We start from the raw sequence: 26539 nt of genomic DNA on the forward strand, positions 1-26539 counted from the left end.
AAGTTCTGGTATTTCGTAATATTTGACGCGACCTCTTCGCTCAATTGTACACATTTTAACCGTAAACTATGTCTATGGTCGCCTATATCACCATCCCAACTTCTGAGCTTAAGGCTAAAAGGGTAAGAGGTTAAAAGGGTAAAGTGTTTATACACTATCGAATCACTGAGTATTTATATGAACGTTTCATGCATACACTGCTTAACCACTAATCGTATTCCCGAGCACAGACGTCACGTGGACGCAATATGTGGTAACTGCAAACATCACGTTTATTCAAGCAAATCGTTCAATCTATCTGATGAAAATTTTGATGCGTTTGGCATTCGTAATGACTTGCCTATCATCATTGACTATTGGGCAAGTTGATGTGGGCCGTGTGTCGATCTCGCCCCCGTTTTTGAAAAGGTGTCTCGTTAGAATACGTCAGTGCTCTTTGGAAAAGCAAACACCTAAAAAGCTAGTCGAGTAAGTGCTTTGGCTAAGGTTCGCAGTATCGCTATAATCGGCTTTTACTTTGAAGGTCAGGAAGTCGACAGACTGTCGGGAGCACTTCCTGAGCCTCAATTAAAACAATGGATTACGCAATGTATGACCAAAATATCAAACTCCTAGTTGGATTTAGTTGTACCCCAATAAATAGTTAGCATTGTCTTCAAAATGTTCTTCACAGCTACGTGCATGCAGTAAGTTTGAAACATCATCAACTTTTGTAGTAAAACCGTTTCCCTTGATATGTGCATAATGTTCAACTAACTGCTGTACATTTGGAGTGATAGCGCGTGAGTAGTGTAAGTATTGATAAAGCATGACAGAATCTCCTCTTATCTTCATGTCATCTTTACTACTGCAGATTATTTGCCAACTCACAAAAAAGTTGTAAACAATTGATTTTTATATATTTACAAAATTTTCTAATCAAGAAGGAGAAAACGTTTGCTGCAACCTGCAATGCGCTTTTGCAAGTTGCAATGCTTAATGAATAATGCAAACGCTATCGTATTTACCTAGTGACGATAACTATGACGAGCTATCCAATTGTTGTTTCGCTTTTTCAACCGCTGACATATCCAATCCCAGCTCTTCGACCGCGTCTTTAATAAGCTGAGGGTTAGCCATTACCTGCATCATTACTGGTTGAAGCTGCTCAGGTGGAATGCCTAAATTACCGATAGTGGCCATCGCCATTAACGGGTTTTCAGTGAGTTCTTTGAATATCGCAGCAATTTGCTCGTCTGCTATGTTTTGTGCTTTCAGAAGTTGAATAATTGGATTCATAAATACAACGCAAATCAAAATAAAAAGCGCATTATAATGTGGCTTGGTTTGAGATAAAAGAATGGTTTAATTGTGATTAGTGCATCTGTTATGCGCTTAGTGCTATTTTGTCGAATAATAGAAATTGATTATAAGAAAGCCACAACATTTGAGGTTATTGTGGCTAGTGTTTAGCGGTAATACTACTTGTTTGCCGCGAGTAAGGTTTCAGACTCAGCTTCAATAGACTTAACAACAATAAGGTTTTGCGCAGGGAAGCGTGTTATCGTCGCGAACGCGTCTGTTTTTGGCTCAAAAGTTTGTTTCGCCAGTTGGTCGAAAAATGCGTCGCTTTCAGTATGCTTTTCAATAGTCGCCATCATGCAGTTTTCATTAACTACTTCAGTTGCGGTATTAACACAGTTCCATATTTCAGTACGATCCGCCGCAAGTGAAGCTTGGCTCAAACTTAAAACGGTAACCACTGCAAGTATACGTTTATACATAATTTACCCTCTTTAAGTAACGTTAGAGTAAGTCTAGCAAAACACACGCAGAATCAGCTAACACATTTTTATTACATGTTTATGACAATAAATAAAATACAAAAACTTTTTCCCAAAGAGCATGCTTTCCTATTGTTTTATATTAATTTTCACATTAGCACTCCATAAACACTCACGGAGCAACAATAGCCCTTTGGGCGCTGACCATCGTTATGGTCAAAAAAATAGTGTTCGCATGACGATCAGTTGTGCCATTTCTTATAGGTGGCATAGCGCCATACCCCCTCAAAAGGTCCATAGCTATAATATTTAAGCCAAAACGCCGAAAAACTAACAAGCAACAGCCAAACAGAAACAACGATGAACATTTGTTCAACGCGCTCAGTAGCACCAAACAAGCCAAGCCCCCAACCATAGAAAAGCCCGCAGCCTATAAATGACTGCAGCAAATAATTGCTCAAGGCCATCTTGCCCACATTAGCGAGTAACCTTTTTATTGTTTTTGCAAATTGTTGACGGTAAAACCAAATTAAAAAGCAACAATAGGCATATGCCACTGCAATACTCCCCCAATAATTGTACTGGGACGTCAAAAACAAGCCGTCGATATGCCAATTTTCATTAAAATTAAGATACGTTCCAAACGCGGTTACAGTTATACCAATAACAAATGCTACAACGCCATTCACTAACAACGCTTTATTACTATAAAAATCGCCAAAAAATCGCAGTTTGTAGAGTGCCATACCAATCATCATTAAGCCGATAATGCGAGGCAAATAGATAAACAAGGCAAATAAAACATCACCCAACCAGATAAGTCGAGTTTCGGATTGCTCAAACCATCCTTGCAATACCATTGCTGTTTCGTCTGAAATTTGCTGTTCAGTCGGCTGCCAGATAACCAAAAACTCTGTTAATGCGCTTGCAGGTAAATAGCTGATAAGCAAACCAAATGCGAGTAATATTAATGAACATAGCGCAATGCAAAGACAACCTTTGATGATAAGTTGCGTCGGATTCTGATGTCTCCACCGGTAAACTATCATCCCTGCGATAGCATAAGAAAACAGTATATCCCCCCACCACAATATATAAGCATGGAGCAAGCCAATAACGGCAAGAATAACCATGCGCCTGTAATGAATTGTGGTCGCTTGAAGACCCTTGCGCTCTAGCTTTTCTGACATCAACACTATACCCGCACCAAACAAGGCTGAAAAAATCGTCATAAACTTTTGATCAGCAAAAAGGTTGGAAAATAGATAGGCCACTAAATTAACGCCAGATAAGTCACCATATGCAGTCGGGTTCGCATATGCTGCTTGAACCATTGCAAACGACTGAATGTTCATGATGAAGATACCGAGTACGGCAACACCGCGAATAACATCTAGGACGACTATTCGTTCTTCACTTTGTTTGATATCCATATGCTTATTAATGTGATTGTTAGACAAAAGAACTTTTACGTATGCTACGAATAACGGCGTTGTTTACAAAGCAAGAATTTGTCTAATTTTGTCAAAAACGCCAAAGGAAATACATGAACTCTGAAGACGTTAGCAGCACATTAAGGCTGCCAATCCTGAAAAGGCTGATGAATATGTCTAGTAATATTTTGCAACTTCCCGTCCTTTTTTAGCTGCTTAATCAAAATATTTAATATTGCAGCTGTACTTTGGCCCTGCTCACTTTTAGGGACAATAATGGACGAGTCATAGCTTGCAAAGTATTGGCGTTTTATTTGTGTTAAGCCATGTTCACGTATGAAACTATCAACGGCTTCTTGCTCAAATATAAAACCGTCGCTTCTACCTTTTAGCAACTTATTAATGCCCATTTCGACACTACCCACTTCGTGTATAGCGAAGTCAAACATCGCTTTGTGGCCTCTATGGGTATCAACGTCATAATCTGCAGCATTCTCAGGTGTAATGTCAGACAATGTCTTCAAGGAATACAACACGAATGTCACTTGGCAAATAGGTTCAGAAACATAGTCAAAACCCAACCCATTTGTAATTTTTTGATTGGGTCTTATCAGTGGCAAATGAAAGTCGGCTTTGCTTCCTTCGATATTGGCAATAGAGCGAGCGAAAGGATAGAGACGATACTCAATACGGCCTTCTCGATAGGTGTTATCGAGCAACTTAACCACTTCAACAAAACCACCCTGTGGTTGACCGTCAATCACTTCTGCATGTATCGGGATTAGAGCAATGCTGGCGTTTAATGTTTCTGCATACAAAAAGTGAGCATTCAACATCAACAAACAGGATACAAACCAACATAAATTTCGTCGGCTTTTTAAAGTGACATCTTCCATAACTAACTTTGTATTTATCGGCCAACAATAATTGTTGTATATATTTTAGAAAGGTAGCAAAGCAAACCAATTATCTCTAATAAAGAGCTGCTATTTAACGTTGTCGACATCCCCCTCCAATCATTAACAAATTAGGTACATTTCGCTCAAGTTTTTTCTGTCATCGTCGATTAAGAGTTACGCGAGCTACATTTATTTACACGATGGATATCAATTTAGGCACTTCTTACTATGTTAATGCTGTCACCCGTTACTCTAGTAACAATACTGCAGCACCCGAAAAGATATCGGCCACATCGTATAACACCCCCTCTCTTAATATATCGTCCGAAGCACGCGAAAAACTCAAAGAAGAACAAGCTAGCCTTGAAAAGAAAGCCGTTGAGGGGTTACTTCAACAAAGTACTGAAGAAACCAAAAGTACAGCAAAAAGCGACGCTGAAATAGATAAACTTGATGAGCTTATCGAACAGCTGCAAGAACGAATCAAAGAGGTGCAGCGTAAATTAGCCAAGATTCGTAGCGACAACTCTGAAGAAGCAGAGCGTGAGCGCAGAATGTTGGAAGGTGAGCTAATTTCATTGAATGCTTCATTAATTAACATACTTGGCAAAAAAATGGATGCGCTAGCTGCGGGCTAAAACGAATATCATAGTAAATATCTCGCTAAAAAAATCTTACACAACGTGCTATAAAACCTATTCTTATTTCAAACTGCTTTACGCTTTTTTATGATCATTGATTTCGATGCATTTAGTGCTTCTCAGCGCTATCATTTAATGACCCAAACCATTATTCCACGCCCTATTGCCTGGGCATTAACAAGCTCTACTGCAAAAACAGGGGAAACTACCTACAACCTTGCACCATTTTCTTATTTTACGGCTGTATCGAGTGATCCTGCTGTTATGATGATCTCTGTTGGCAAAAAGCCTAATGGAGACTTCAAAGATACTTTAGTCAACGTTAAAGCGAACAAAAAGATGGTGATTCACATTGCAAGCGAGAACCAAGCAGACATTGTCACTCAAACAGCGGCATCACTCGCGCATGGAGAATCCGAAATAGCCGATGTTGCAAGTAGTCAATTATCTACGGTTGAATTTGATGGTTTTGACCTGCCCAGAGTCGAACAGTGCGATATCGCATATGGTTGTGAATTATATGAAATAAAAGAGCTTGGTGATGTTCCTCAATCACTAATTTTTGTAGAAATAAAAAAACTTTACGTTAACCCTGACGTTGCAACGACAAGCGAAGATCGCATAAAAGTACATGCAGATCGTGTAAACCCGTTAGCCCGATTAGGTGCCAGCGAGTATTCAGGAATAACAGCACCTTTCAAAAAAGCCCGTCCAGCATAGGCATTTAGTGGCGCTTCCAGCGAAAGCCTTCTTTGCAAGCTTTGCAAATCAATAACTTTTCTCAGCGCTGTACTTATATGATTAGTCAGCGCTATTCGCTATAATACACTTCTATTTGCTCTCCTCGATACAGATCTGAATGACTAAAGACAACCCATATCTCAATAATCCATTACACGGCACGAGTCTGGCGACTGTACTTAGTGAAATTGTTGACCAATACGGTTTTGAGTTGCTTTATGCCTATCTAAATATCAATTGCTTCAATAAAAACCCGAGTATTGCATCAAGCATTAAGTTTTTAAAAAAGACAGATTGGGCACGTGAGAAAGTAGAAGCTTTTTACCTTTACCAATACAAAAGCCTTCCTAGGGCCAGTCAGAGTGAGTTTGAAAAACCACCGCGCGAGCGCATTATCCCTGAAGGTGTTGTGCCTAAAGAGCCCGCAGAATTAAGTTTTGAAGATGCAGAAAGGTTGCGAGTAAAGCGTGCAGAGAAAGCAAGACAGCGCCAAAACCGTAAGGTGGTTAGAGACAAAAACGGAAAAGTGAACCCCTGGGGACAATAACGTATTGCCCGTTTTGTCCTGGTCTGCGTTTACTAATAACCTTTAACCCACTAAAAGCACGGAATTTTTCCGTTAAATCTATTTTCAACCAGATAGCAACAGCGAGAACCAACAACGTTGGAATATTCATTTTTCACCATTATTTTAATTAATGTCATTGTGTTGCTTGGTAGCCTTTTACAAGGATTAATTGGCTACGGTATTGGTATGTTTTGCGCGCCACTGCTCTTTTTGATAAACCCTTCATTGGTACCTGCTCCACTTATTCTGTGGTCAACAGTGTTGACAGTTATCATGCTCCGCAGAGATCGAAGCCATTTACAATTTAATCAAATAAGGTGGGCGATGAAAGGCGGTATGGTTGGCGTTATTTTAGCTGGCTTGCTCCTTAAGGTAGCGACTCGCGATCAATTTGAATTAGTGTTTGGTTTGGTCATACTTGCCGCTGTGGCGATCTCTGTATTAGGCATTACACCTAAGGTGAATAAACGCACCAACACGATAGCGGGTTTTACCTCTGGTTTTATGGGAACCCTTACTGCTGTGGGAGGTCCACCTATTGCGCTTTTATACCAACGTGGCGATCTAAACAATATTAAAGCGAATCTAACCGCATTTTTCTTGTTTTTAAACTTTATTGCGATCGCCACCTTTGTCGCTATTGGCGAAATTACGCTAAACACTCTCGGTATTGTTGCGATGGCAACACCAGGTGTAGTGCTCGGCTTACATCTATCGACAAAAATGCAGGGCATTGTTAAAGCTCATTTAGCGCGCCGCTGGATTCTCGCATTAAGCGCAATAACCGCTGTCATTGCCATTATCAGGGCACTCACCTAAGACTTTAGTGCCCACAACACAAACGTTAGTTGTAACCAAGCACAAACGAAAAAGAGTCTTCTTCATTACTATCGGCTGAGTTATCAATCGCGTCCAAATCCAATTCCAATGACATTAGCATTGCCATTGTTGCCAAATCTTGTGCAGATTCAAAATCTAGGTTGTCTAAATCAGAAGCACTGCGGCCAAGCATATGATGAAAGTTGCTATTTAACGTTTTCATAATATCTCTCCTCATTTCAATCCATTTTCCTCTCCACTTTAATCTTTGCAAAGAACTGGCCAATTTCAGAGATTGATACTGCATTGTATTATTTAGGATTTTTCGCATATCTCCTGCGTCAAAAAGTGTACGTTTGCAAAATGCATTAGCAAATCTTGAATAATGCAATGCAACTAAACCATATTAAGTCGAACGTATTAATCGGATTCTGGATTCCTACTGATTCACAGACTAACCTGTCCTCCCCCTTTATCTGCTAAAAAGAGCGCTATAAACCACCTTGTATATCTGATGACATAGCGATAACTACAAGTTTTATGCAGACTTGGAATCCTATTATAAAAACCTCTCCACAAGATCCATCGTTAAATATTCCAAACCACGAAACATCATTTACATATGAGCGACTCTGAATTAGCGGTAAAAAGTATCAAAGAAATGATCGCTGATTAGTGCCAGAATTTCTCATTCTGCTTTATTAATCATATTGTTAATTATTTTTACACCGGTGTTCTATAAATTTACAAATCAACCCAATTGAAAACCTAAGCTTTTGTATTTATTAACATAATAAATACAGGCACTCTACTTGCTATGCGAGGACAACAAGAAAAATAGGGATTTAGTATTACTCATGAATAAATTGTCACTAAAGCTGGTTTTAGGATTAGCATTGGGGCTCGCCTCTCATTTCGTTTCTGCAACACTTATTTATAGTGATCGCGGAATGTTTGAATCAGAACTCGGTGACTTTTTAGTGGATGATTTCTCGAGCGCAGGTTACTTCGCTGGCGATGGCTTTGATGGAAGTGGTTTTGATAGCCACACGAATACTCATATATCTAACATACTTGGCGAAACACGCTTTGAGTCGACAGGTTTTAATGATAACAATCTAATTGCAGGTCAACGTGCTGGTGATGCCTACTATTGTGCAGGCTGTAACGGATCATTTTTACTCGACTTTAGCGACACATCGTTCGGAACTGGAATGGGAGTATTCGGTGTAGGATTCGATATACGTGGTGTTAGTGAAGGCGTGTTTGGTACTTTTGCCTTTGTGACGTTTGGCGATGGTAGCACTGAAAATTACTTTTTACCTGAAAGAGTAGATGCATTCTGGGGGATTACATCAGAGCTAGCCATTAGCACAATTCATTTTGGTTTAATTGATGGTGCGGCGAATTCAGATAACTCAGTGCAACGAATGGCACTAGATAACTTAACTATTGGCACCCAAATACCAGAACCAAGTTCAGCAATTATTGCTCTTGGTCTTGGCTTACTCGGTTTTAAGCGACTTTCACGTAAATAAAATAGCGTTTTCTGCTAACGTCAAAACCGGCTTACTAGCCGGTTTTTTATTTCTCGACTAGTGAGCCGCAAGTGTTAACCACACATTTAATGTGTTCAAAGGGGACATTTTCCACCTGTATGTTTCCAACGTAAAAATGACATGCTACTTTAGCGTCTCTGACAATTATCTGTATGACGCTTTATCCCCATTATGTTGTTATCACTTTTCAAACAATCCCCTTGCTTAGATGAATCCACTACATTATGGATTTTAGATACTTTTGAATGGGCGATAACGAACTTAGACTGTGAAGAGTTTAAACATAACGCCCTGCTCGTTCTGCCTACAGGTGACTTTTATCCAGGCAAGGTATCGAGTATTGAAGAAATGGCACAGTCGGTGTTTGATAAGACGCTCGAGTACGCGGGTCTTAAAAACTGGCCTATCAAGCTCGTTTCTCCCGCACTGTATCACCAAAACCCTCAATACCACAAAATGCCAAAACTGGAATATAAAGCGGCATTACGTGGAGCAAAAGCAGACGTATTTAGTACTGATTTTACGCCAGGCGCCAGTAATACGATTTATGTGAGTTATAACCCTAACCAAATTAACCAACCACAAGACTTAATTGCTTCTTATGCACAAGCATTTGCAGCAATTGTTATTGCACAAAAAGGGATTCAGCCACCTGGTGGAAACGAGTTTATGCCGCAGGCCATAGACCTTGTCGCCAGCTTTATGGGGTTTGGTATCATGTTCGCAAACACTGCCTATCAATTTAAAGGTGGCTGTGGCAGTTGCTATAACAAATACGCCAATCGTGAAGTCGCATTACCGGAGAATGAGATGGTTTACTGCTTAGCTCTGTTTAGCGTATTAAAAAATATTGCAGTTAAAGACGTCACACCTCATTTGAAATCTCACCTAAGAGGCACGTTCAAAAAATCTGTTAAAGAGCTCACTTCCCAAAGGAAGACGGAGCAATTCAATATGTTAAGTTCAAACCCGAATTAGTATCGAAATAACCGATTATCTGAACTAACCTACAAACTAACGTGTTCGCATTGCAGGCAACTTAATTTATCGGCATATTTTTATGCCGTAAAAACAATAATTTTCGGAGTCAAATATGATTAAAAAGCTAGGCAAGTTGGCCTTAGCCTTGTCGATTCTCTCTTCACAAAGTGTTCTAGCGAGTAACACCTTTACTGCTGAAGATATTTTCGCGCTTGAGTATGCAAGCGATATTCATGTATCACCTGATGGCGAACAACTTGTTTATGTCCGCAACTCGAATGACATCATGACTGATGGTAAGAACAGAAATTTGTGGCTAATTGATATTGACACCAATACACAAATCCCACTGTTCTCTGACAACAATCAATACTTCTCACCCACCTGGTCACCCGACGGAAAGAGAATTGCTTTCATCAGTAATCTGTCTGGCTCTAGTCAAATCCATGTGCACTACCTTGAAGAAAATCGCACAGCGTTGGTCAGTCAAATTCAAGGTAATATCAGCAATCTAACCTGGTCTCCGGATGGTAAGTGGTTTGCCTACCACCATAAAATAAAAAACAAAAGAACATCGCTGGTCAAAATGCCTAAGAAACCTAAAGGCGCCAAATGGTCAGAGCCTGTGACCGTTATCGACCAAGCATACTATCAAGCGGACGGCAGAGGACTAGTTGACCCAGGCTATCAGCACATCTTTGTTATCCCTGCAGAAGGTGGAACACCGCGACAACTAACTAGTGGAGATTTCCACCACGGAGGAAAGTTAGAGTGGAGCCAAAATGGTAAACAAATTGTTTTCTCTGCAAATAGAAGTAAAGACTGGGAGTATGAGCGCTTAGAGAGTGATCTTTATGCTGTTAGCGTTGAAAGTGGAGAGCTTAGTCAACTTACTAATGCACCGGGTAGAGAATTCAACCCCGAGTTTTCTGGAAATGGCAAAAGCCTAGCGTTTTTGTCGACTTCAAACGCGCTAAACCCTTACCGTAATGCCAAATTGAATATTATGGATTGGTCTGATAAATCGAGCAAAATGATTGCAGAGGAATTCGACCGCTCTATCCGCAACCCGAAATGGATTTCCTCATCACAACTTGCCTTTGCCTACGATGATTTTGGTAAGCGAAAAGTCGCTACCATTACCACAAAAGGTAAAATCAAGGATTTAACAGATAGTGTTACCGGTACGACATTAGGCCGTCCGTACATCAGCGGTGCATTTGATGCGAACACATCAGGCACCATTGCATTCACGCATGGCTCGGCACAGCGCCCAGCGGACGTAGCCGTCGTTTCAAAGAAAGGTAAGGTTAAACAACTTACCCGTTTAAACGAAGATTTGTTTGCGCATAAAACACTCGGTGAAGTGCATGAAATTAACTACACCTCATCGTTTGATGGTGAGCCTATTCAAGGCTGGTACATTACACCACCAAATTTTGACCCTGCTAAAAAATACCCGCTTATTATTGAAATCCATGGTGGTCCTCACTTAGCCTACGGACCTCACTTTTCGGCTGAACTCCAACGCTTTGCCGAGCAAGGCTACGTTGTATTTTATGATAACCATCGTGGTAGTAGCTCATACGGTGAGCGCTTTGCTATGTTGTTGAAATACAAGTACAGCTCTAAAGAAGATTTTGCCGACCACAATTCCGGTGTTGACGCTATGATTGATCTTGGCTTTGTTGATGAGCAAAACTTGTTTATTGCAGGTGGTTCTGCTGGCGGTATTGCTACTGCGTACGCGATTGGTTTAACAGACCGTTTCAACGCAGCACTCGTTGCCAAACCCGTTATTAACTGGTTGAGTAAAGTCTTAATTGCTGACAGTGGTTTGGGCCAAATCCCAACACAGTTCCCGGGGATGCCTTGGGATCACGTACAACATTACTGGGAACGTTCGCCACTTTCATTGGTTGGCAATGTAACGACACCAACAATGTTGATTACTGGTGAAGAGGACTTACGTACACCAATGGCAGAAAGTGAGCAGTTCTACCAAGCACTTAAGCTCCGTAAAATAGACTCTGTATTGGTTAAAGTGCCTGGCTCGTCACACGGTATTGCGGGAAGACCATCACGTATGATAGCCAAGATTGAACACACCTTAGCGTGGTTTGAGAAATATAAAAAATCTACCGATGCACCTACCGTTGAACCCAAATAAACCTCAATAAAAAAGGGAGCATTAGCTCCCTTTTTTATTACTAACCCGGTTATGCACCAACGGCTTTTTCTAAGGCGTGCATTCGAGATTCAACCATATTCACTTCGCCAACCAAATCGGTTAACCCCATTCGACGAAATGTTTGTCGGGTATCGGTCGACGGGCATGCAATATACACATCTTTATTTTGTTCTACTGCGTTCTTGACCGCGTTCTCGATTGCTAATGAAACCGTCGCATCTATCAACGGCACATCCGTTAAATCAAAGACCACCTTATCGAACGAGTGAATATTTTCATGCTCTCTGGCAATAGCACGCGAAACACCAAACATCATAGGTCCACTGAAATACATCAACATAACCTTGCCGTTGCCCTTAGCTAGCGTTTTACGTTCCTCGTCAGTTAGGCGTATAGAGTCGTCCGTATCGCTTATGCGATAAATATTTTTGGCTTGTAAGCGACTTAGCTTTTCAATCGTTAAAATATTGGCGATAAACACACCGATTCCAACCGCGACAATAAGGTCGACAAAAACCGTAAGTAGCATAACGCCATACATAATAAACGTTGCTGATGAAGACACCCTGTGAGCACGTTTTAAGAAACTCCAATCAAGGATATTCAATCCCACCTTTATAGCGATAGCAGCAAGCACTGCAAGCGGGATATAAGCCGTTAACCCTGCAGCAAACACCACGAGTATGAGCAATACGAGAGCGCGAGTGACTCCAGACAACGCAGTCTTTGCTCCTGATTGAATGTTAACAACCGTTCCCATGGTTGCACCGGCACCTGGCAAGCCACCACAAAGTCCTGACACCATATTGCCAATCCCCTGCCCGATGAGCTCTTTTCTTGAGTTATGCTCTTTTCTCGTCAAGCTGTCCGCAATCACGGCAGTTAATAAAGCGTCTATACACCCCAAGGTACCCAACACAATACCATCGAAAATCATTTGTGTTATTTGCTCAGGTGTAAATGTTGGAAATATTAACGTAGGAACGCCAAGGGACACTTCGCCAATGGCACGTATGTCATTGCCGCTAAACGCCGTAACAGCAATGATTGAGCCGACAATTAAAGCAATAAGTTGAGGTGGAATTCTTACCGCAAACTTTTTTGGAAACCAAAAAAGAATAGCAAGTGTGATCATACCTAGCGTCACTTCTGGCCAACTAACTGCTGTCAGTAGTTCAGGGAGCGCCATTAAATTCCCAACAACACCCCCTCCTGGATTCTCATGGCCCAATAACGGTGGCAATTGCAGTATGATCAAAATAAGGCCAATACCTGACATGAAACCGGATATCACGCTGTAAGGCATCAGTGTGATGTACTTACCAAGGTTTAAGAGGCCGAGCAATATCTGAAAAGCACCTGCAATCATTACCACCGTAAACGCCATCGCCAAGCCATTCTCGGGGTTATTTGCAAGTAAAGATGTTAATACAGCGGCCATCACAACTGTCATTGGCCCAGTCGGTTCAGAAATAAGTGTTGGAGTGCCACCAAAAATAGCAGCAAATAGTCCGATAAGAATGGCACCATATAACCCAGCTTCTGCACCAGCACCGGACGCGACACCAAACGCAAGAGCTAACGGTAACGAAACTATCGCCGCTGTCACACCACCAAAAAGGTCGCCGCGGATATTCGAGAGATTGATTTCGTTAAACCAGCTAGTTTTCACCATATTTTCTTTTCCTAACTCTGAGACCAGAACGTGATTTCTAACAAATCAAAGCACGCCGTCATGTAAACTGATTGCTAGTCATTGGTACTTAAATAATCCTTAACTTAACGCTTACCCTAGCGAAAGTAGACAAAGATTTCAGCTAAATCAGGTTTTCGTAACAAATAGGCGCTAGGATAAGGAAATAAGCATCACTATTCCACAATTTTTATTCAGGTCAGATCACTTAAAACACTAAATTTTAAGCGACTTTTAAGGAAAAAAAGAAAAATTGACGGCCAATGTGTGGTGCTTTACAGATTAACTCTACGACACATACAAACAATACTCGAATGGCGCACGTTACCAGAAGTTAGCGACAATTAGCTACGAAATAAACGCACTAAACCTCACCTTTCCAAATATGTCATTTGAATTTTGTTCTAAGGTAAGGGGCATTAGCCGCATTACTCACCGAATTAAATAGTGTAAAAAGTCCTTCACCTTTGCTCGAAAGTTATTTCTAGTCATTATGATGAACAGGATAAACACCCTTATACAAATGAATGCGTTGAAACAGCCCGTCATTTTCTGCTTCATAAGTTCAATAGTAAACACAAAGGTCTTCAAAGAAATAAATGTGTTCACGCTTCGACAATAGAGAAAATAGGGCGTACTATTAAAATAAGGTTTCACCAGAAGTACAGCATGCCTTATTTATTACTCCGAGTCATTACGGTATTTATCCTGCTCGTATCCTTTATGAGCAAAGCCGAACAACAACTTAATGTTGTTATAGGACTCGCAAAGCCGCCTTATGTCGTAAAAGAACCGCTGACAGGGTTTGAAATTGAATTGGTTAACCATGTATTCGAGAAAATGAATACCTCAGCTAACTATATTTTTGTGCCTTTTGGCCGTACTCCAAGGATGCTTAAGAACGAGGATATTGATGCCATTCTGACGGTCAACAAACAAGTAATGCCTGACGAACAATTGCTAACTGATGTGTATATCAATTATCAGAATGTAGCGATTTCATTGGCCAAGAATAATTTCGAAATTAATAGTATTCGTGAGCTTGAACAATTCACTCTCGCTACATTTCAAAATGCTCACAAAATCCTTGGCGAAGCGTTTGCAGACACAGTCCAAAAAAGCCCTTTGTATTCTCAAGTAGCCAATCAGAAAATTCAGCTAGAAATGCTTTTTAAAGAACGTGCAGAAGTAATCATAATGGATATCAACATTTTTAATCACTACCTTAAGTCCTACGAAAAGAATCCATTAAATCAAGCATTCACCGTTCATGAAATATTTCCTCCGAGTGCATACAGAGCAGCGTTTAAGGATACAGATAACGTGATGAGATTTAATAAAGCGCTAGCAACAGTGCTGGAGTCAGACGAATATCGGGCACTAGTGAGCAAATATCAAATTGTTCGCGAACACAAAAAGCAGTAACCCCCCTCTCAATTCAACAGGCCTTTCGACAGCCTAACGCCTCCTCAACCACATGTTTCGACATGTCTAAATTTTGTTTTGACGGCATTATTCTAGATAAGGTAAACAACCTGTAACTCTTCTAATCTCGCCTAAGCAATTGTCTATGTAGCTAAAGCACTCAATGTGAAAAGCGCTAATCCAAGCCCCAACGCGTAAGGATTTGGTGATACTCTCCATTTGCCTTAATAGAATCCAACGCTTGTTTCAGCTTGTTTGCTATAGACGGATCAAGTGCTAAATTGCCAGCTAGATGCAATTGATTAGGAAAATCTCTTAACTCTAATCTACGTTCAATTTCGTCAACACTATAGCCAAGTTCACCTAACTCTTTGTTGAGAGACACCGCATTTGTTAAAACGAAATCTGTACGTTTATTGAATAACATTTGCCAAAGGGATTGATACTTAACACTTAGTGATAAATTTTTTCCTTCTTCAAAGCCAGCGTTTTTAAGGTAACGCTCGCTGTAGTAACCTCTAATTGTACCTACTGTACTGTTTTTAGCTTGGGCTAGATTCGCTAATTCAGCGTTATTTTCTTTTAATGCCACTAGAAACGCCTTGTTATGTATTAGCTCGCCTAGCCAAAGAAACTGATTCTCGCGACTAGGGCTTTTCAATAATGAAAACATTAAGACATTAGGTTTGGCATTTAACAGTTTGAATGCTCGAGCAAACGGATAGAGCTCTATGGTGTATTCAATATCAGCATGCATTGCCAAAGCGTTGACTATCTCAACCAAAGCACCGTTTGCTTTGCCAGATTCATCGATGTAGTGATACGGCGGAAGATCTTCAGCGACAAATGTTAAGGTTTCAGCTTTTAATAAACACGAAAATAATGCAAACAATGCTACAACAATTTTCACTTCAATACCTTTACAGCTATAAAAAGTAGACGTTTTATCTATTCATCATTTACTCACAGAATGTCTTAACAAGCAAACACGTCTGTAGAACCCTATTTTCTGGATTTTATAGCTTACATAAGCTTTATGAAGGAATTGTGGAAGTTCTTACGGCAAGCATATGTTTTTATTGAGATGTTCTAGAATAAGCCAATTGATAGAAAACTATCACACGAACACTAATGGTTCCGTGATAAACTAGCGGCAATAGAAGCAAATTTGCTTCTCTCCTCATCACATAAGGCACATCATGAGAAAAACGTTTTCCTTAACTCACCCCAAAATTAAAAAACCACGACTCGTTGACGCTATTAAGCATGAAGTTAAGAAATACTTAAAACGCGAGCGTAACAAGGCGCTACCGGAAGGTGCAGACTTTTGGGACTTTGATTGCAAATATGGCAAGACCGCTGAGACTGCGGATGTCATTCATGTTTCTGCACTGAATAAATCAATCGATGACGCCGCGAGTAAAGAACTGGATAGCTTTTACATAGAAATATTGGCTAAGACAGGTCATCGAACGCCTAGAAAAGTCGAACTAGACGATGAGGAATTGTCAGAATAAAAGCGTTATTCTCTGCGCTTTGAATACATTAAATAGGGGCTATAGCTGCAACAACAATGTAGGTATGGGTGGTGAAGTTAAAGCATATTTACTTCACCCCAACTTGCCCCTTCAATTCTACATTCAATCTATTTTATTGAGTTCATAAAGCTGTGATATTTCTTCATACTCACCGCTTTTATGGAGTGCTTCCAAGGCGTTGTCAAAAACCTCTACTTGCTCAATTGATACTCTTTTTTTAGAAAACATAAGCTTACTGCCTACTTCGTTATCAGGAGCAATCCGAATAAGAGGGACGATTTTTTCACTGTATTCAGGTTGAGACAACAAATAATATTTACCCTCTAATTCAGAATCAATATAACCATCAGCTCTTCCTTTAAGCACAAAATTAAGCATGCTTAGTTCTTCGCTGATGTAAGTTATTCTCTTCGCAAACTCTTTGTTATTTAACAAAGCGGGGTAAGATTCGTAATATATAGCACCGCGTAAAGCCGCAATAACCACATCAATATCGGTTAAATCGGATAACTGCTTTACCGACTCAAACAGCTTCAATTTTGCTTTGTTCACAAAAAGCATATGGTGGCTATAGCGAAAGTTATTCTCAGTAAAATACGCAAACTTTTTTCTTTCAGGCAAAGGTGTTGCCGCGACTGTCATATCAATAGCACCTTTTTTAAGGCCTTCTATCACCCTAGCCCATGGCATAGCAATAATTCTATATTGATAAGGCGTGCGACGAAAAACAGCCTCTATTAACTTTATGTCTTTCCCTGACCAATTACCTTCTGCATCCTTGTGACGAAAAATATCTCGTTCGTTGATTCCAATCACAAACTCTTTACTAAGGAGTGAAAAAGGCGCAAACAGCAAGCTGAGCATTACCAATTTCAGAACAAACATCTGAATAGATTTACCCATTATAAACACTCCCAACGCCGATCATTTATTTTGCTCAATCACTATCTGTTCGGCTTGTAAAATCAACTTCGCTAACAATCCATTGTTCTTGACTCTCAATATTTCTTTATCAATAACTGGCACCAACTCTTTATTTTTTTGATTGATATAATGATACAAAGGAAGCGTTGCTAATGGTTTACTACGGGTAATGATATGTTCTAAACCAAGCCTCTTTGAAACCAATTCACCATCTAACGCATTTGTTAAAATTGCATCAACTTTACCATCCAATAGTACTTTGAACATATTTTCTGTGCTATTCATTACATAGACATCAGAGAAGCCTTTGGTAATGTTGTTAGTGTGCTTAACCCCTCTTATCTTAGCCAGTTTATATTTTTTTAAATCCTCTTTTGTTTCAATTTCAACGTGACTTTCTTGTAGTGAGAAAGCGACGGTCTCTAAAAAATAGTATGGAGTTGGAACCCTAATACTTTTCTTATTTTCTTCTCCATAAGTCCAAATACGCATAATCTCACCATCTCTATTCCCTTGATTTGCTTCAAACTGAGCCCGCTCCCCCGGAAAAGGCGTGATGTTTATTTCAACGCCAATATTTTTATATATTTGAGGTAAGACGATACGGCCAATCTCTTGTTCAATAAGATATTGGATAGAGGCATATTCGTATTTTTTATTAGGAGCAGGCTCTTGCGACAAAGCCGAAGTAGTAAGCAGAGTAGAAATTAAAAGTACGAGAAACTTCACTTTAATTAATAACCTAAGAGTTTAGTTTTATAGTCCCTTATTTATTAAAAATATTTAACAGTCAATTTTAGTATACGCCTAAAACCATAAAACCGCACACACTATATTGGAGTAGCCTTACGGCACTAAAACTAAATTTTGTTATTACAGTATTGTTCTAGATAAATACTAAATAGCTCCATTAAGCTTTCTAAATCTAATTGTCGCAGCGGCGACTACACCCAAAGGGGAAAACACAGTTGTTTCCCCATTGGAATTCCCTTACTGCCCTGCAAAGCATACTGCCTCAAATGAAATTTAGGCGATTATGACGATACCTTGCGATAAGATTTCCTGCCTTAGCTCAAACGCTCGATGTCCTATCTCGCGTCGCCAAATCAGGTTCTAAATTTCATTTTCGATGCTGAAAAGAGATAGGTATTTAATTCAGGGCTCTCTTCTTTTTCAAAGAACCACATGTAAGTACTGCGATATAAATCACAAACCTTAAACGAAGCATAATTCTGCTTTAGGAAAACTCTGAATTAACTAACTTTTATCAGTACTTGTTTTCATGGATGAAAACAAAGTGAAGCAGTGCATGGACGCACTGTCTGAACGTGTACTCGATATAAAAGTTCGTAAATGAAGACTAAATTTTCCGAGCAGTGCTATGGGTCCCAGGGGAGCTGCAGTGCAAGCGCTCCTTTTGGTGCTGTTAAGCACCTACGAATATCAATAGTCTAGTAAATTACTTTTTCCACTCTATAAGGAGCACTTTAATAATATTCATGGATATGAAAAAATATCTAACGATTTTAATACGATGGAAATAACAAATAAAAAATGAAAAAAGGAAATTTAACCTTAGCAATACTCTGTGCTTCTATTCTCTCTGGCTGCCAAACTATTTACAAACCTAAAACCTTTATAAGTAACAATATTACAAATCAAAAGCCCTATGCTTTCGAAAGTAACATTCAAGAGTTTGGAACTCTCTCTGAGTGGACGGACGCATCTGCCGGAGGACTGCAAGGGGGACTAATAGTTAATGTCATGCAAAATGACATAAATGCTAGATATTACGCCGACTATTCAACAATAATGTCACCTCTTTTCAAGGTAATAAACCCAAAGAACTTCGAGAGTAAATTTAATTCTAGTTTAGGCTCGAAATTAAATGAATTTCAGTGGATAGACTCAGAGTCCGAAGACAAAAAAAATTACGTAAAATTTTACACTACATACTATCTCAACCTCGAGCTCACTCGGTTACTAGTTTCAACCGATGCCTACATTTATAGTGATCAGATCAATAAAGAAACTGAAGAGCCAATTCTTGTTTATAAAAACTCGTTTAACTACGTATCTTCAGACATAGGCGCACCTGAAGAAGTTAAGAATGAGTTGTCCTATTTAAAAAGTAAAATGAATGATGAAATAGAAAGCTTGAAAGCGGGATGGAGTGAATATGCGAAAAAGAAAAGGTTAAACCATAAGAAATCTATTTCTGAAAGAAATAAAAAAGTCAGACGGATTAAGCAGAGATATGAGAGAGTGGCAATACTTCAGGCCCGAGCGAAATATTGGGCTCATAATGACGGCGAACTTATAAATAAAAAACTACAGGAAGCCCGCACTGAGATTAGTACTCTTATCGGGTTAGGTTTCCAGGTAAGAGACGCGCATCCCCATGGAAAAATAGACAAAAAAGATAAAGCAAAGCGAAAGCCAGCAGTTGAGACTTTGTTATTAGAGGGAAAAAGAGTGTATGTAAGAGCTACAGAAGGTAAAAGAAATATTGGTAGCTATTGTTCTTTTGACGTAGACGAACAAGAAACATTCTTAACATTGGCGGGATCGGCTAACTTGAATAATAACCTTAAAGCTCCAAGATGTATGCAAACTGAAATGTACCGAATTAGACCATTTACCATTAGTGATTATAAAAAATACCAGAAACTAACAAGTAACACTTAACATTAAGCAAAAAAACCCGCCTAAAGGCGGGTTTTTTCAAATTACTTTCAAAAAGAAAAGTCGATTACCAACCAGTCTTCTCTTTAAGAGCAACGCCGATATCAGCTAATGAACGAACTGTCTTAACACCAGCCGCTTCAAGCGCCTTGAATTTATCATCAGCAGTACCTTTACCACCAGCGATAATCGCACCAGCGTGACCCATACGCTTACCAGCAGGTGCAGTAACACCAGCGATGTAAGATACTACAGGCTTAGTAACGTTTGCTTTGATGTACTCAGCAGCTTCTTCTTCAGCAGTACCACCGATTTCACCAATCATTACAATTGCTTCAGTTTGTGGGTCGTTTTCGAACATTTCTAAAACGTCGATGAAGTTAGTACCTGGGATTGGGTCACCACCGATACCAACACATGAAGACTGACCGAAACCAGCATCAGTTGTTTGCTTAACTGCTTCGTAAGTTAGTGTACCTGAACGAGATACGATACCTACTTTACCTGGCTTGTGGATGTGACCTGGCATGATACCGATCTTAGATTCGCCCGGAGTGATAACACCTGGACAGTTTGGACCAATCATGCGAACGCCAGTTTCTTCAAGCTTAACTTTAACGTCAAGCATGTCTAACGTTGGGATACCTTCAGTAATCGTAACGATTAACTCAATACCTGCATCGATAGCTTCTAAGATTGCATCTTTACAGAACGGCGCAGGTACGTAGATAACTGTTGCTGTTGCGCCAGTTGCTTCTACTGCTTCACGTACTGTGTTGAATACTGGAAGACCTAAGTGCTCTTGACCGCCTTTACCTGGTGATACACCACCAACCATTTGCGTACCGTATGCGATAGCTTGCTCTGAGTGGAAAGTACCTTGACCACCAGTGAAACCTTGACAGATAACTTTAGTATCTTTGTTAATTAATACAGACATTATTTGCCCTCCGCAGCAGCTACTACTTTCTCAGCAGCATCTTTTAACGATTCAGCAGCGATAACATTTACGTCAGAGCTTGCTAATACTTCACGACCCGCTTCAGCGTTTGTACCTTCTAGACGTACAACAACTGGCACTTCAACGCCTACTTCTTTAACAGCAGCGATGATACCTTCAGCGATCATGTCACAACGTACGATACCACCGAAGATGTTTACTAGTACTGCAGACACGTTGTCGTCAGAAAGGATGATTTTGAATGCTTCAGCAACACGCTCTTTAGTCGCGCCGCCACCAACATCAAGGAAGTTAGCTGGCTTACCGCCGTGTAGGTTTACGATGTCCATTGTACCCATTGCAAGGCCAGCACCGTTAACCATACAACCTACGTTACCGTCTAATGCTACGTAGTTTAATTCCCACTGTGCAGCATGTGCTTCACGCTCATCTTCTTGAGATGGATCGTGCATTTCACGGATTTTTGGTTGACGGTAAAGAGCGTTTGAATCTACGCCGATTTTGCCGTCAAGACAGTGAAGGTTACCTTCATCAGTGATTACTAGTGGGTTGATTTCTAATAAGTCGAAATCGTGATCAACAAACATGTTACCTAAGCCCATGAAGATCTTAACGAATTGCTTCATTTGCGTTGGGTTTAAGCCTAGTTTGAAGCCTAACTCTCGAGCTTGGTAAGCTTGAGGACCTACTAATGGGTCGATAGCCGCTTTGTGAATTAAGTGAGGAGTTTCTTCAGCAACAGTTTCGATGTCAACACCGCCTTCTGTTGATGCCATGAATACTACGCGACGAGAACCACGGTCTACTACAGCGCCAAGGTATAATTCGTTAGCGATGTCTGTGCAGCTTTCTACTAAGATTTTAGCAACTGGCTGACCGTTAGCGTCTGTTTGATAAGTAACAAGGTTCTTACCTAACCAGTGTTGTGCAAACTCTTTGATTTCTTCTTTGGTTTTAACTAGCTTAACACCGCCAGCTTTACCACGGCCACCGGCGTGAACCTGTGCCTTAACAACCCACATATCGCCGCCGATTTTGTCAGCAGCTTCAGCAGCTTCTTGAGGTGTATCGCAAGCGAAACCTTCAGAAACTGGTAAACCATATTCAGCGAATAGTTGTTTCGCTTGATACTCATGCAAATTCATGGTGCTTTTCCACTTATCTGTAAATGATAATGGCAGTCACCCCGAAGACTGACTGCCAGTTAAAAGTCGACCAAGTATAGTATAAAAGCTCTAGCGAGAATAGACCCATTTATACCGACTTAAGTCGAGTAGTTTTGTTTAGTTAGCCACCAATTAGATGTCTAACAATAAACGTGTTGGATCTTCTAGTAACTCTTTGATTGTTACTAGGAAACCAACAGATTCTTTACCATCGATTAAACGGTGATCGTAAGACAACGCTAGGTACATCATAGGTAAGATTTCTACCTTACCATCTACCGCCATTGGGCGATCTTGAATCTTATGCATACCTAAGATAGCTGTTTGCGGTAAGTTAATGATTGGCGTTGATAATAATGAGCCAAATACACCACCATTAGTGATAGTGAAATTACCGCCCTGCATATCATCCATTGTTAGCTTGCCGTCACGACCTTTAATCGCTAAATCACGGATACCTTGCTCGATACCTGCCATTGAAAGCTGGTCAGAATCACGAAGTACTGGTGTTACTAGACCACGTGGCGTTGATACCGCAATCGAGATGTCGAAGAAGTTATGGTAAACGATATCGTCACCATCAATTGACGCATTCACAGCAGGGAAACGTTTCAATGCTTCCGTTACTGCTTTTACGTAGAACGACATGAAACCTAAACGCGTGTCATGTGTTTTCTCGAATACGTCTTTGTACTGCTTACGCAAATCCATAATTGGCTTCATGTTAACTTCGTTAAATGTCGTTAACATTGCAGTAGAGTTTTTCGCTTCAAGTAGACGGTTAGCAATGGTCTTACGAAGACGTGTCATTGGAACACGTTTTTGGCTACGCTCGCCTAATGCTGCTGCTGCACCTGCAGAAGCTGCTGCCGTAGCTGCACTTGGTGCTGGCGCTGCTGCAGGCTTGTTAGCTGCTGCTTCAACGTCTTCTTTAGTAATACGACCGCCTTTACCTGTACCTTTTACATCAGCTACTGTTAAGCCTTTTTCTGTTAGTAGGCGACGAACTGATGGAGAAGCAATGCCTTCACCCGCTGACTCTTCAGCCACTGGTGCTGCCGCTGCAGGAGCTGCCGATGCCGTAGCGCCAGCATTCAGTTCACCAATTTTTTGTTCGCCTAATACCGTGTCACCTTCAGCGTGGACGATTTTACCAATCACACCATCTTCTTGGGCAACAACTTCTAATACGACTTTGTCTGTCTCAATATCAACAAGCTGTTGATCACGGCTTACTGACTCACCTTCAGCTACATGCCATGTAGCGATTGTCGCGTCTGCTACAGACTCAGGAAGCACTGGTACTACAATGTCGATAACTGTTGCATCGCCGCCAGCTGCTGCTGGAGTCGCCTCCGCTTTAGGTGCTGGCGCTGCATCGCCTGCTGCTGCACCTTCAGAAAGAATTGCAATAACTTGCTCGCCTAGAACTGTAGCGCCTTCAGCTTCTTTTATTTCTGTGATTACACCGTCAGCTGTTGCAGGTACTTCAAGTACTACTTTGTCTGTTTCAATATCAACAAGTACTTGATCACGCGTTACGCTGTCACCTGCTTGTACGTGCCACGTTGCTACAGTCGCGTCTGCAACTGATTCTGGTAAAACTGGAACCTTAATTTCGGTTGTCATTAATTTATTCCTTACTCACAAACTCTTTTAATCAACAATGTGTCTATTCGACAGTAAGCGCATCATTGACTAGCGCTTGTTGTTCTTTTACATGGACAGACATATAACCTACCGCTGGCGCTGCAGACGCCTTACGACCGGCATAAGTCAAATAGGTACCTTCAGGGATAGCGGCACGGAAATGGTGCTGCGAGCAATACCACGCACCTTGGTTCTGAGGCTCTTCCTGACACCAAACAAATTGCTTCACATGCTGATATTTTTCAATTTCGGCAGCCAGCTCTTTCTCTGGGAATGGGTATAGTTGCTCTACACGAATGATGGCAACATTGTGCTGTTCATTCTTACGACGTTGCTCAAGTAACTCGTAGTAGACTTTACCGCTACAGAAAACGACACGTTCAACGTTTTCTGGTTTAATGTCTTCATCAACTTCACCAATAACATTGTGGAATACACCCGACGCTAGTTCGTCAAGAGATGATACAGCTAAAGGATGACGTAACAATGACTTAGGTGACATGACGACTAGTGGACGACGCATAGGGCGAACCACTTGGCGGCGAAGCATATTAAATACTTGCGACGGCGTTGATGGAACACATACTTGCATGTTGTGGTCAGCACAAAGTTGCAAGAAGCGCTCTAAGCGAGCCGATGAATGCTCTGGACCTTGGCCTTCATAGCCGTGCGGAAGAAGCATCGTTAAGCCACATAAACGGCCCCACTTCTGTTCACCAGATGAAATGAATTGGTCAAATACCACTTGTGCACAGTTCGCGAAGTCGCCAAATTGTGCTTCCCAAATAGTTAAACCATTTGGCTCAGCTGTGGTGTAGCCATATTCGAATGCTAAAACTGAAACTTCAGATAATACTGAATCATGCACGTCGAACGGACCTTGTCCTTCGCGTACATTTTGAAGCGGTAAATACGTGCTAGCATCATTTTGGTTATGAAGCACCGCATGACGGTGGAAGAAGGTACCACGGCCAGCATCTTGTCCGGTAATACGGACACGATTGCCATCATCGACGATTGACGCATACGCTAAGCTCTCTGCAAAACCCCAGTCGAGTAATTTCTCGCCTGACGCCATTTTCTTGCGGTCGTCGTATACTTTCTTCACACGAGATTGAACCGGGTGATCTTCTGGATACGTAGAAATAGTATCTGCGAGTGCTTTTAGCTTCTCGACAGGCATTTCGCCAGGATATTCGTCGTCCCATTCGTGACCTAAGAACGGTGTCCAATCTACTGAATGTTCAGTCATTGGGCGCCACTGCTCTACAGTACATTGACCTTCATCTAATAGCTTACGGTAGTATGCTGTTAACTCTTCCGCTTTTGCCGCTGGAATTGAGCCTTCTGTATTTAGCTTGTCTGCGTAAATTTGACGAGGTGTAGGATGCTTTTTGATCTTCTGATACATCAACGGCTGCGTTGCATTTGGCTCATCAGCTTCGTTGTGACCATGGCGACGGTAACACACCAAGTCAATAACCACATCGCGCTTAAACTTATTACGGAAGTCTAATGCAATTTGTGTTGCAAGAATAACAGCTTCTGGGTCATCAGCGTTAACGTGGAAAATTGGTGCCTGAACCATCTTAGCGATTTCAGTACAGTACTCACCACTGCGCGTATCTTCTGGGTTTGACGTTGTAAAACCAACTTGGTTATTTACCACGATACGAATTGAACCGCCGACCTTAAATGCACGTGCTTGCGACATATTAAAGGTTTCTTGAACAACACCTTGGCCAGCAATTGCCGAGTCACCATGGATGGTAATCGGTAGCACTAGGTCACCAGCATCACAGTCACGACGATCTAAACGCGCGCGCACTGAACCCATAACAACCGGGTTAACGATTTCTAAGTGAGACGGGTTAAACGCTAATGCTAAATGGACATTACCGCCTGGCGTTACGAAGTCAGACGAGTAACCCATGTGATACTTAACATCACCAGAGCCAACTAAGTCGTCATGCTTACCAGCGAATTCATCGAATAACTTTGACGGGTTTTTACCCATCACGTTAACAAGAACACTTAAACGGCCACGGTGAGCCATACCCATGACAACTTCTTTCGTGCCATGTGCGCCAGCGCGAGTAATAAGTTCTTTCAGCATTGGAATTAGCGAGTCACCACCTTCAAGTGAGAAACGCTTAGCACCAGGGAATTTAGCACCTAAGTACTTTTCTAAACCGTCTGCTGCAATTAAACCTTTAAGGATTTCTTCTTTTTCGGCAGTTGAAAACTGACCTTGTGACTGAACAGATTCTAAGCGACCTTGTAACCAGCGCTTCTCTTCTGTTGACGTCATGTGCATGTATTCTGCACCGATTGAGCCACAGTATGTTTTCTTCAATGCTTTATACAGGTCACCTAGTTTCATGGTGTCCTGACCGGAAGCGAAAGAACCTACGTTGAATTCTTTATCGAAATCATTCTCAGATAAGTCGTGATGAGATAATTGAAGGTCTCTAACTTTGTCACGCTTCCACAACCCGAGCGGGTCGATATTGGCATTTTGGTGACCACGGAACCTAAAGGCATTGATAAGCTGCAACACTTTAACTTGTCTTGCATCAGAACCACCAGAAACAACAACGTTGCGAGCAGGTTGTTTTGCTAGTTCTTTGAATTCTTCGCGAATCGCTGAGTGTTTATATTCAACATCAGCACCTTCAATTTTTGGGAGAGTATCGAAAACGGCACGCCATTCGTCTGAAACAGATTGTGAGTTTTCTAAGTATTGTTCGTATAGTTCTTCAATATAAGCGGCGTTAGCTCCGCTTAAATGGGAAGACTCTAACCAAGCCTTCATTACACCTTCGGGCATTAGCTGTTCCTTTACCAGGTAAAAGCAACCAATAAAAAAGTTTAATCAGGGTGGGACTTACGCCCCACCCTT

Annotated in this window: 25 protein-coding genes; 11 read left to right on the forward strand and 14 right to left on the reverse strand. The window is 41.0% G+C overall.

Features of this window, described 5'->3' with window-relative positions:
- Positions 1 to 177: 177 nt before the first annotated feature.
- Complete coding sequence (locus tag ACFSJY_RS12680; RefSeq protein ID WP_386034803.1) at positions 178 to 369, forward strand: hypothetical protein; 192 nt, start codon at positions 178 to 180, stop codon at positions 367 to 369.
- Positions 370 to 621: 252 nt separating this feature from the next.
- Here the strand turns inward: ACFSJY_RS12680 and ACFSJY_RS12685 are convergent, their stop codons facing one another.
- The 5 genes from ACFSJY_RS12685 to ACFSJY_RS12705 form a co-directional block, all read right to left on the reverse strand.
- A complete protein-coding gene (locus ACFSJY_RS12685) occupies positions 622 to 834 on the reverse strand; it encodes a hypothetical protein (protein ID WP_386034805.1) in 213 nt (70 codons plus the stop codon).
- Between the two features lie 186 nt (positions 835 to 1020).
- Positions 1021 to 1278 carry a DUF2999 family protein gene (locus tag ACFSJY_RS12690; protein WP_386034807.1) on the reverse strand — a complete coding sequence of 86 codons (258 nt, stop codon included), beginning with the start codon at positions 1276 to 1278 and terminating at the stop codon, positions 1021 to 1023.
- 182 nt (positions 1279 to 1460) lie between these two features.
- On the reverse strand, positions 1461 to 1763 hold the full coding sequence (locus ACFSJY_RS12695; RefSeq protein ID WP_386034809.1) for a hypothetical protein: 303 nt from the start codon (positions 1761 to 1763) through the stop codon (positions 1461 to 1463).
- Between the two features lie 242 nt (positions 1764 to 2005).
- Positions 2006 to 3223 (reverse strand): DUF418 domain-containing protein, encoded by a 1218-nt coding sequence (locus tag ACFSJY_RS12700; protein WP_386034811.1) that lies wholly within the window; start codon positions 3221 to 3223, stop codon positions 2006 to 2008.
- 113 nt (positions 3224 to 3336) lie between these two features.
- Entirely contained in the window at positions 3337 to 4092 is a 756-nt protein-coding gene (locus tag ACFSJY_RS12705; RefSeq protein WP_386034813.1) for a substrate-binding periplasmic protein, read from the reverse strand.
- A 203-nt stretch (positions 4093 to 4295) separates the two neighbouring features.
- Here ACFSJY_RS12705 and ACFSJY_RS12710 point away from each other — a divergent pair, with 203 nt between their 5' ends.
- From ACFSJY_RS12710 to ACFSJY_RS12725, 4 genes are all read left to right on the forward strand, one after another.
- Complete coding sequence (locus ACFSJY_RS12710) at positions 4296 to 4733, forward strand: hypothetical protein (RefSeq protein ID WP_386034815.1); 438 nt, start codon at positions 4296 to 4298, stop codon at positions 4731 to 4733.
- Positions 4734 to 4823: 90 nt separating this feature from the next.
- Positions 4824 to 5456: a flavin reductase family protein gene (locus tag ACFSJY_RS12715; RefSeq protein WP_386034817.1), complete on the forward strand. Its 633-nt coding sequence runs from the start codon at positions 4824 to 4826 to the stop codon at positions 5454 to 5456.
- Positions 5457 to 5595: 139 nt separating this feature from the next.
- Positions 5596 to 6024: a VF530 family protein gene (locus tag ACFSJY_RS12720; protein WP_386034819.1), complete on the forward strand. Its 429-nt coding sequence runs from the start codon at positions 5596 to 5598 to the stop codon at positions 6022 to 6024.
- A 117-nt stretch (positions 6025 to 6141) separates the two neighbouring features.
- Complete coding sequence (locus tag ACFSJY_RS12725) at positions 6142 to 6864, forward strand: sulfite exporter TauE/SafE family protein (protein WP_386034821.1); 723 nt, start codon at positions 6142 to 6144, stop codon at positions 6862 to 6864.
- A 25-nt stretch (positions 6865 to 6889) separates the two neighbouring features.
- On the opposite strand, the gene ACFSJY_RS12730 is transcribed toward ACFSJY_RS12725, so the two are convergent.
- A complete protein-coding gene (locus ACFSJY_RS12730) occupies positions 6890 to 7087 on the reverse strand; it encodes a hypothetical protein (protein ID WP_386034823.1) in 198 nt (65 codons plus the stop codon).
- 634 nt (positions 7088 to 7721) lie between these two features.
- Here ACFSJY_RS12730 and ACFSJY_RS12735 point away from each other — a divergent pair.
- From ACFSJY_RS12735 to ACFSJY_RS12745, 3 genes are all read left to right on the forward strand, one after another.
- Positions 7722 to 8402: a PEP-CTERM sorting domain-containing protein gene (locus ACFSJY_RS12735; RefSeq protein WP_386034825.1), complete on the forward strand. Its 681-nt coding sequence runs from the start codon at positions 7722 to 7724 to the stop codon at positions 8400 to 8402.
- A 192-nt stretch (positions 8403 to 8594) separates the two neighbouring features.
- Positions 8595 to 9401, forward strand: coding sequence for a hypothetical protein (locus ACFSJY_RS12740; protein ID WP_386034827.1), 807 nt, complete (start codon positions 8595 to 8597; stop codon positions 9399 to 9401).
- Positions 9402 to 9516: 115 nt separating this feature from the next.
- Positions 9517 to 11574, forward strand: coding sequence for a S9 family peptidase (locus tag ACFSJY_RS12745; protein ID WP_386034829.1), 2058 nt, complete (start codon positions 9517 to 9519; stop codon positions 11572 to 11574).
- A gap of 49 nt (positions 11575 to 11623) precedes the next feature.
- On the opposite strand, the gene ACFSJY_RS12750 is transcribed toward ACFSJY_RS12745, so the two are convergent.
- Positions 11624 to 13270 carry a SulP family inorganic anion transporter gene (locus ACFSJY_RS12750; protein WP_386034831.1) on the reverse strand — a complete coding sequence of 549 codons (1647 nt, stop codon included), beginning with the start codon at positions 13268 to 13270 and terminating at the stop codon, positions 11624 to 11626.
- A 687-nt stretch (positions 13271 to 13957) separates the two neighbouring features.
- Between ACFSJY_RS12750 and ACFSJY_RS12755 the strand changes: the two genes are divergently transcribed.
- Complete coding sequence (locus ACFSJY_RS12755) at positions 13958 to 14713, forward strand: substrate-binding periplasmic protein (RefSeq protein ID WP_386034833.1); 756 nt, start codon at positions 13958 to 13960, stop codon at positions 14711 to 14713.
- 175 nt (positions 14714 to 14888) lie between these two features.
- Here ACFSJY_RS12755 and ACFSJY_RS12760 read toward each other — a convergent pair whose 3' ends face one another.
- Positions 14889 to 15623 carry a substrate-binding periplasmic protein gene (locus tag ACFSJY_RS12760; RefSeq protein WP_386034835.1) on the reverse strand — a complete coding sequence of 245 codons (735 nt, stop codon included), beginning with the start codon at positions 15621 to 15623 and terminating at the stop codon, positions 14889 to 14891.
- 289 nt (positions 15624 to 15912) lie between these two features.
- Between ACFSJY_RS12760 and ACFSJY_RS12765 the strand changes: the two genes are divergently transcribed.
- Entirely contained in the window at positions 15913 to 16230 is a 318-nt protein-coding gene (locus tag ACFSJY_RS12765) for a DUF6172 family protein (protein ID WP_386034837.1), read from the forward strand.
- A 123-nt stretch (positions 16231 to 16353) separates the two neighbouring features.
- Here the strand turns inward: ACFSJY_RS12765 and ACFSJY_RS12770 are convergent, their stop codons facing one another.
- Together ACFSJY_RS12770 and ACFSJY_RS12775 are read right to left on the reverse strand one after the other, a co-directional pair.
- Positions 16354 to 17154: a substrate-binding periplasmic protein gene (locus tag ACFSJY_RS12770; protein ID WP_386034839.1), complete on the reverse strand. Its 801-nt coding sequence runs from the start codon at positions 17152 to 17154 to the stop codon at positions 16354 to 16356.
- A 21-nt stretch (positions 17155 to 17175) separates the two neighbouring features.
- Positions 17176 to 17904: a substrate-binding periplasmic protein gene (locus tag ACFSJY_RS12775; RefSeq protein WP_386034841.1), complete on the reverse strand. Its 729-nt coding sequence runs from the start codon at positions 17902 to 17904 to the stop codon at positions 17176 to 17178.
- Between the two features lie 825 nt (positions 17905 to 18729).
- Here ACFSJY_RS12775 and ACFSJY_RS12780 point away from each other — a divergent pair.
- Positions 18730 to 19863 carry a hypothetical protein gene (locus tag ACFSJY_RS12780; protein ID WP_386034843.1) on the forward strand — a complete coding sequence of 378 codons (1134 nt, stop codon included), beginning with the start codon at positions 18730 to 18732 and terminating at the stop codon, positions 19861 to 19863.
- Positions 19864 to 19927: 64 nt separating this feature from the next.
- On the opposite strand, the gene sucD is transcribed toward ACFSJY_RS12780, so the two are convergent.
- From sucD to ACFSJY_RS12800, 4 genes are all read right to left on the reverse strand, one after another.
- Positions 19928 to 20800, reverse strand: coding sequence for a succinate--CoA ligase subunit alpha (gene sucD, locus ACFSJY_RS12785; protein WP_386034845.1), 873 nt, complete (start codon positions 20798 to 20800; stop codon positions 19928 to 19930).
- Positions 20800 to 21966, reverse strand: coding sequence for an ADP-forming succinate--CoA ligase subunit beta (gene sucC / locus ACFSJY_RS12790; RefSeq protein ID WP_386034847.1), 1167 nt, complete (start codon positions 21964 to 21966; stop codon positions 20800 to 20802). Before sucC ends, sucD begins: the two co-directional genes overlap by 1 nt.
- A 153-nt stretch (positions 21967 to 22119) precedes the next feature.
- On the reverse strand, positions 22120 to 23616 hold the full coding sequence (odhB, locus tag ACFSJY_RS12795; protein ID WP_386034849.1) for a 2-oxoglutarate dehydrogenase complex dihydrolipoyllysine-residue succinyltransferase: 1497 nt from the start codon (positions 23614 to 23616) through the stop codon (positions 22120 to 22122).
- 43 nt (positions 23617 to 23659) lie between these two features.
- On the reverse strand, positions 23660 to 26467 hold the full coding sequence (locus ACFSJY_RS12800; protein ID WP_386034851.1) for a 2-oxoglutarate dehydrogenase E1 component: 2808 nt from the start codon (positions 26465 to 26467) through the stop codon (positions 23660 to 23662).
- Between the last annotated feature and the right edge of the window lie 72 nt (positions 26468 to 26539).

The organism is Thalassotalea euphylliae (genome assembly GCF_042682785.1).
GTDB classification, from domain to species: Bacteria; Pseudomonadota; Gammaproteobacteria; order Enterobacterales; family Alteromonadaceae; genus Thalassotalea_F; species Thalassotalea_F euphylliae.

Excerpts from the sequence above, each read along its gene's own strand:
- odhB (WP_386034849.1), bottom strand. The coding sequence starts at position 23,616 with ATGACAACCGAAATTAAGGTTCCAGTTTTACCAGAATCAGTTGCAGAC.
- ACFSJY_RS12680 (WP_386034803.1), top strand. The coding sequence starts at position 178 with ATGAACGTTTCATGCATACACTGCTTAACCACTAATCGTATTCCCGAG.
- ACFSJY_RS12740 (WP_386034827.1), top strand. The coding sequence starts at position 8,595 with ATGTTGTTATCACTTTTCAAACAATCCCCTTGCTTAGATGAATCCACT.
- ACFSJY_RS12770 (WP_386034839.1), bottom strand. The coding sequence starts at position 17,154 with ATGGGTAAATCTATTCAGATGTTTGTTCTGAAATTGGTAATGCTCAGC.
- ACFSJY_RS12685 (WP_386034805.1), bottom strand. The coding sequence starts at position 834 with ATGAAGATAAGAGGAGATTCTGTCATGCTTTATCAATACTTACACTAC.
- ACFSJY_RS12800 (WP_386034851.1), bottom strand. The coding sequence starts at position 26,467 with ATGCCCGAAGGTGTAATGAAGGCTTGGTTAGAGTCTTCCCATTTAAGC.
- ACFSJY_RS12755 (WP_386034833.1), top strand. The coding sequence starts at position 13,958 with ATGCCTTATTTATTACTCCGAGTCATTACGGTATTTATCCTGCTCGTA.
- ACFSJY_RS12690 (WP_386034807.1), bottom strand. The coding sequence starts at position 1,278 with ATGAATCCAATTATTCAACTTCTGAAAGCACAAAACATAGCAGACGAG.
- ACFSJY_RS12720 (WP_386034819.1), top strand. The coding sequence starts at position 5,596 with ATGACTAAAGACAACCCATATCTCAATAATCCATTACACGGCACGAGT.
- ACFSJY_RS12730 (WP_386034823.1), bottom strand. The coding sequence starts at position 7,087 with ATGAAAACGTTAAATAGCAACTTTCATCATATGCTTGGCCGCAGTGCT.
- ACFSJY_RS12745 (WP_386034829.1), top strand. The coding sequence starts at position 9,517 with ATGATTAAAAAGCTAGGCAAGTTGGCCTTAGCCTTGTCGATTCTCTCT.
- ACFSJY_RS12715 (WP_386034817.1), top strand. The coding sequence starts at position 4,824 with ATGATCATTGATTTCGATGCATTTAGTGCTTCTCAGCGCTATCATTTA.
- ACFSJY_RS12750 (WP_386034831.1), bottom strand. The coding sequence starts at position 13,270 with ATGGTGAAAACTAGCTGGTTTAACGAAATCAATCTCTCGAATATCCGC.
- ACFSJY_RS12765 (WP_386034837.1), top strand. The coding sequence starts at position 15,913 with ATGAGAAAAACGTTTTCCTTAACTCACCCCAAAATTAAAAAACCACGA.
- ACFSJY_RS12695 (WP_386034809.1), bottom strand. The coding sequence starts at position 1,763 with ATGTATAAACGTATACTTGCAGTGGTTACCGTTTTAAGTTTGAGCCAA.
- ACFSJY_RS12780 (WP_386034843.1), top strand. The coding sequence starts at position 18,730 with ATGAAAAAAGGAAATTTAACCTTAGCAATACTCTGTGCTTCTATTCTC.
- ACFSJY_RS12735 (WP_386034825.1), top strand. The coding sequence starts at position 7,722 with ATGAATAAATTGTCACTAAAGCTGGTTTTAGGATTAGCATTGGGGCTC.
- sucD (WP_386034845.1), bottom strand. The coding sequence starts at position 20,800 with ATGTCTGTATTAATTAACAAAGATACTAAAGTTATCTGTCAAGGTTTC.
- ACFSJY_RS12705 (WP_386034813.1), bottom strand. The coding sequence starts at position 4,092 with ATGGAAGATGTCACTTTAAAAAGCCGACGAAATTTATGTTGGTTTGTA.
- sucC (WP_386034847.1), bottom strand. The coding sequence starts at position 21,966 with ATGAATTTGCATGAGTATCAAGCGAAACAACTATTCGCTGAATATGGT.
- ACFSJY_RS12710 (WP_386034815.1), top strand. The coding sequence starts at position 4,296 with ATGGATATCAATTTAGGCACTTCTTACTATGTTAATGCTGTCACCCGT.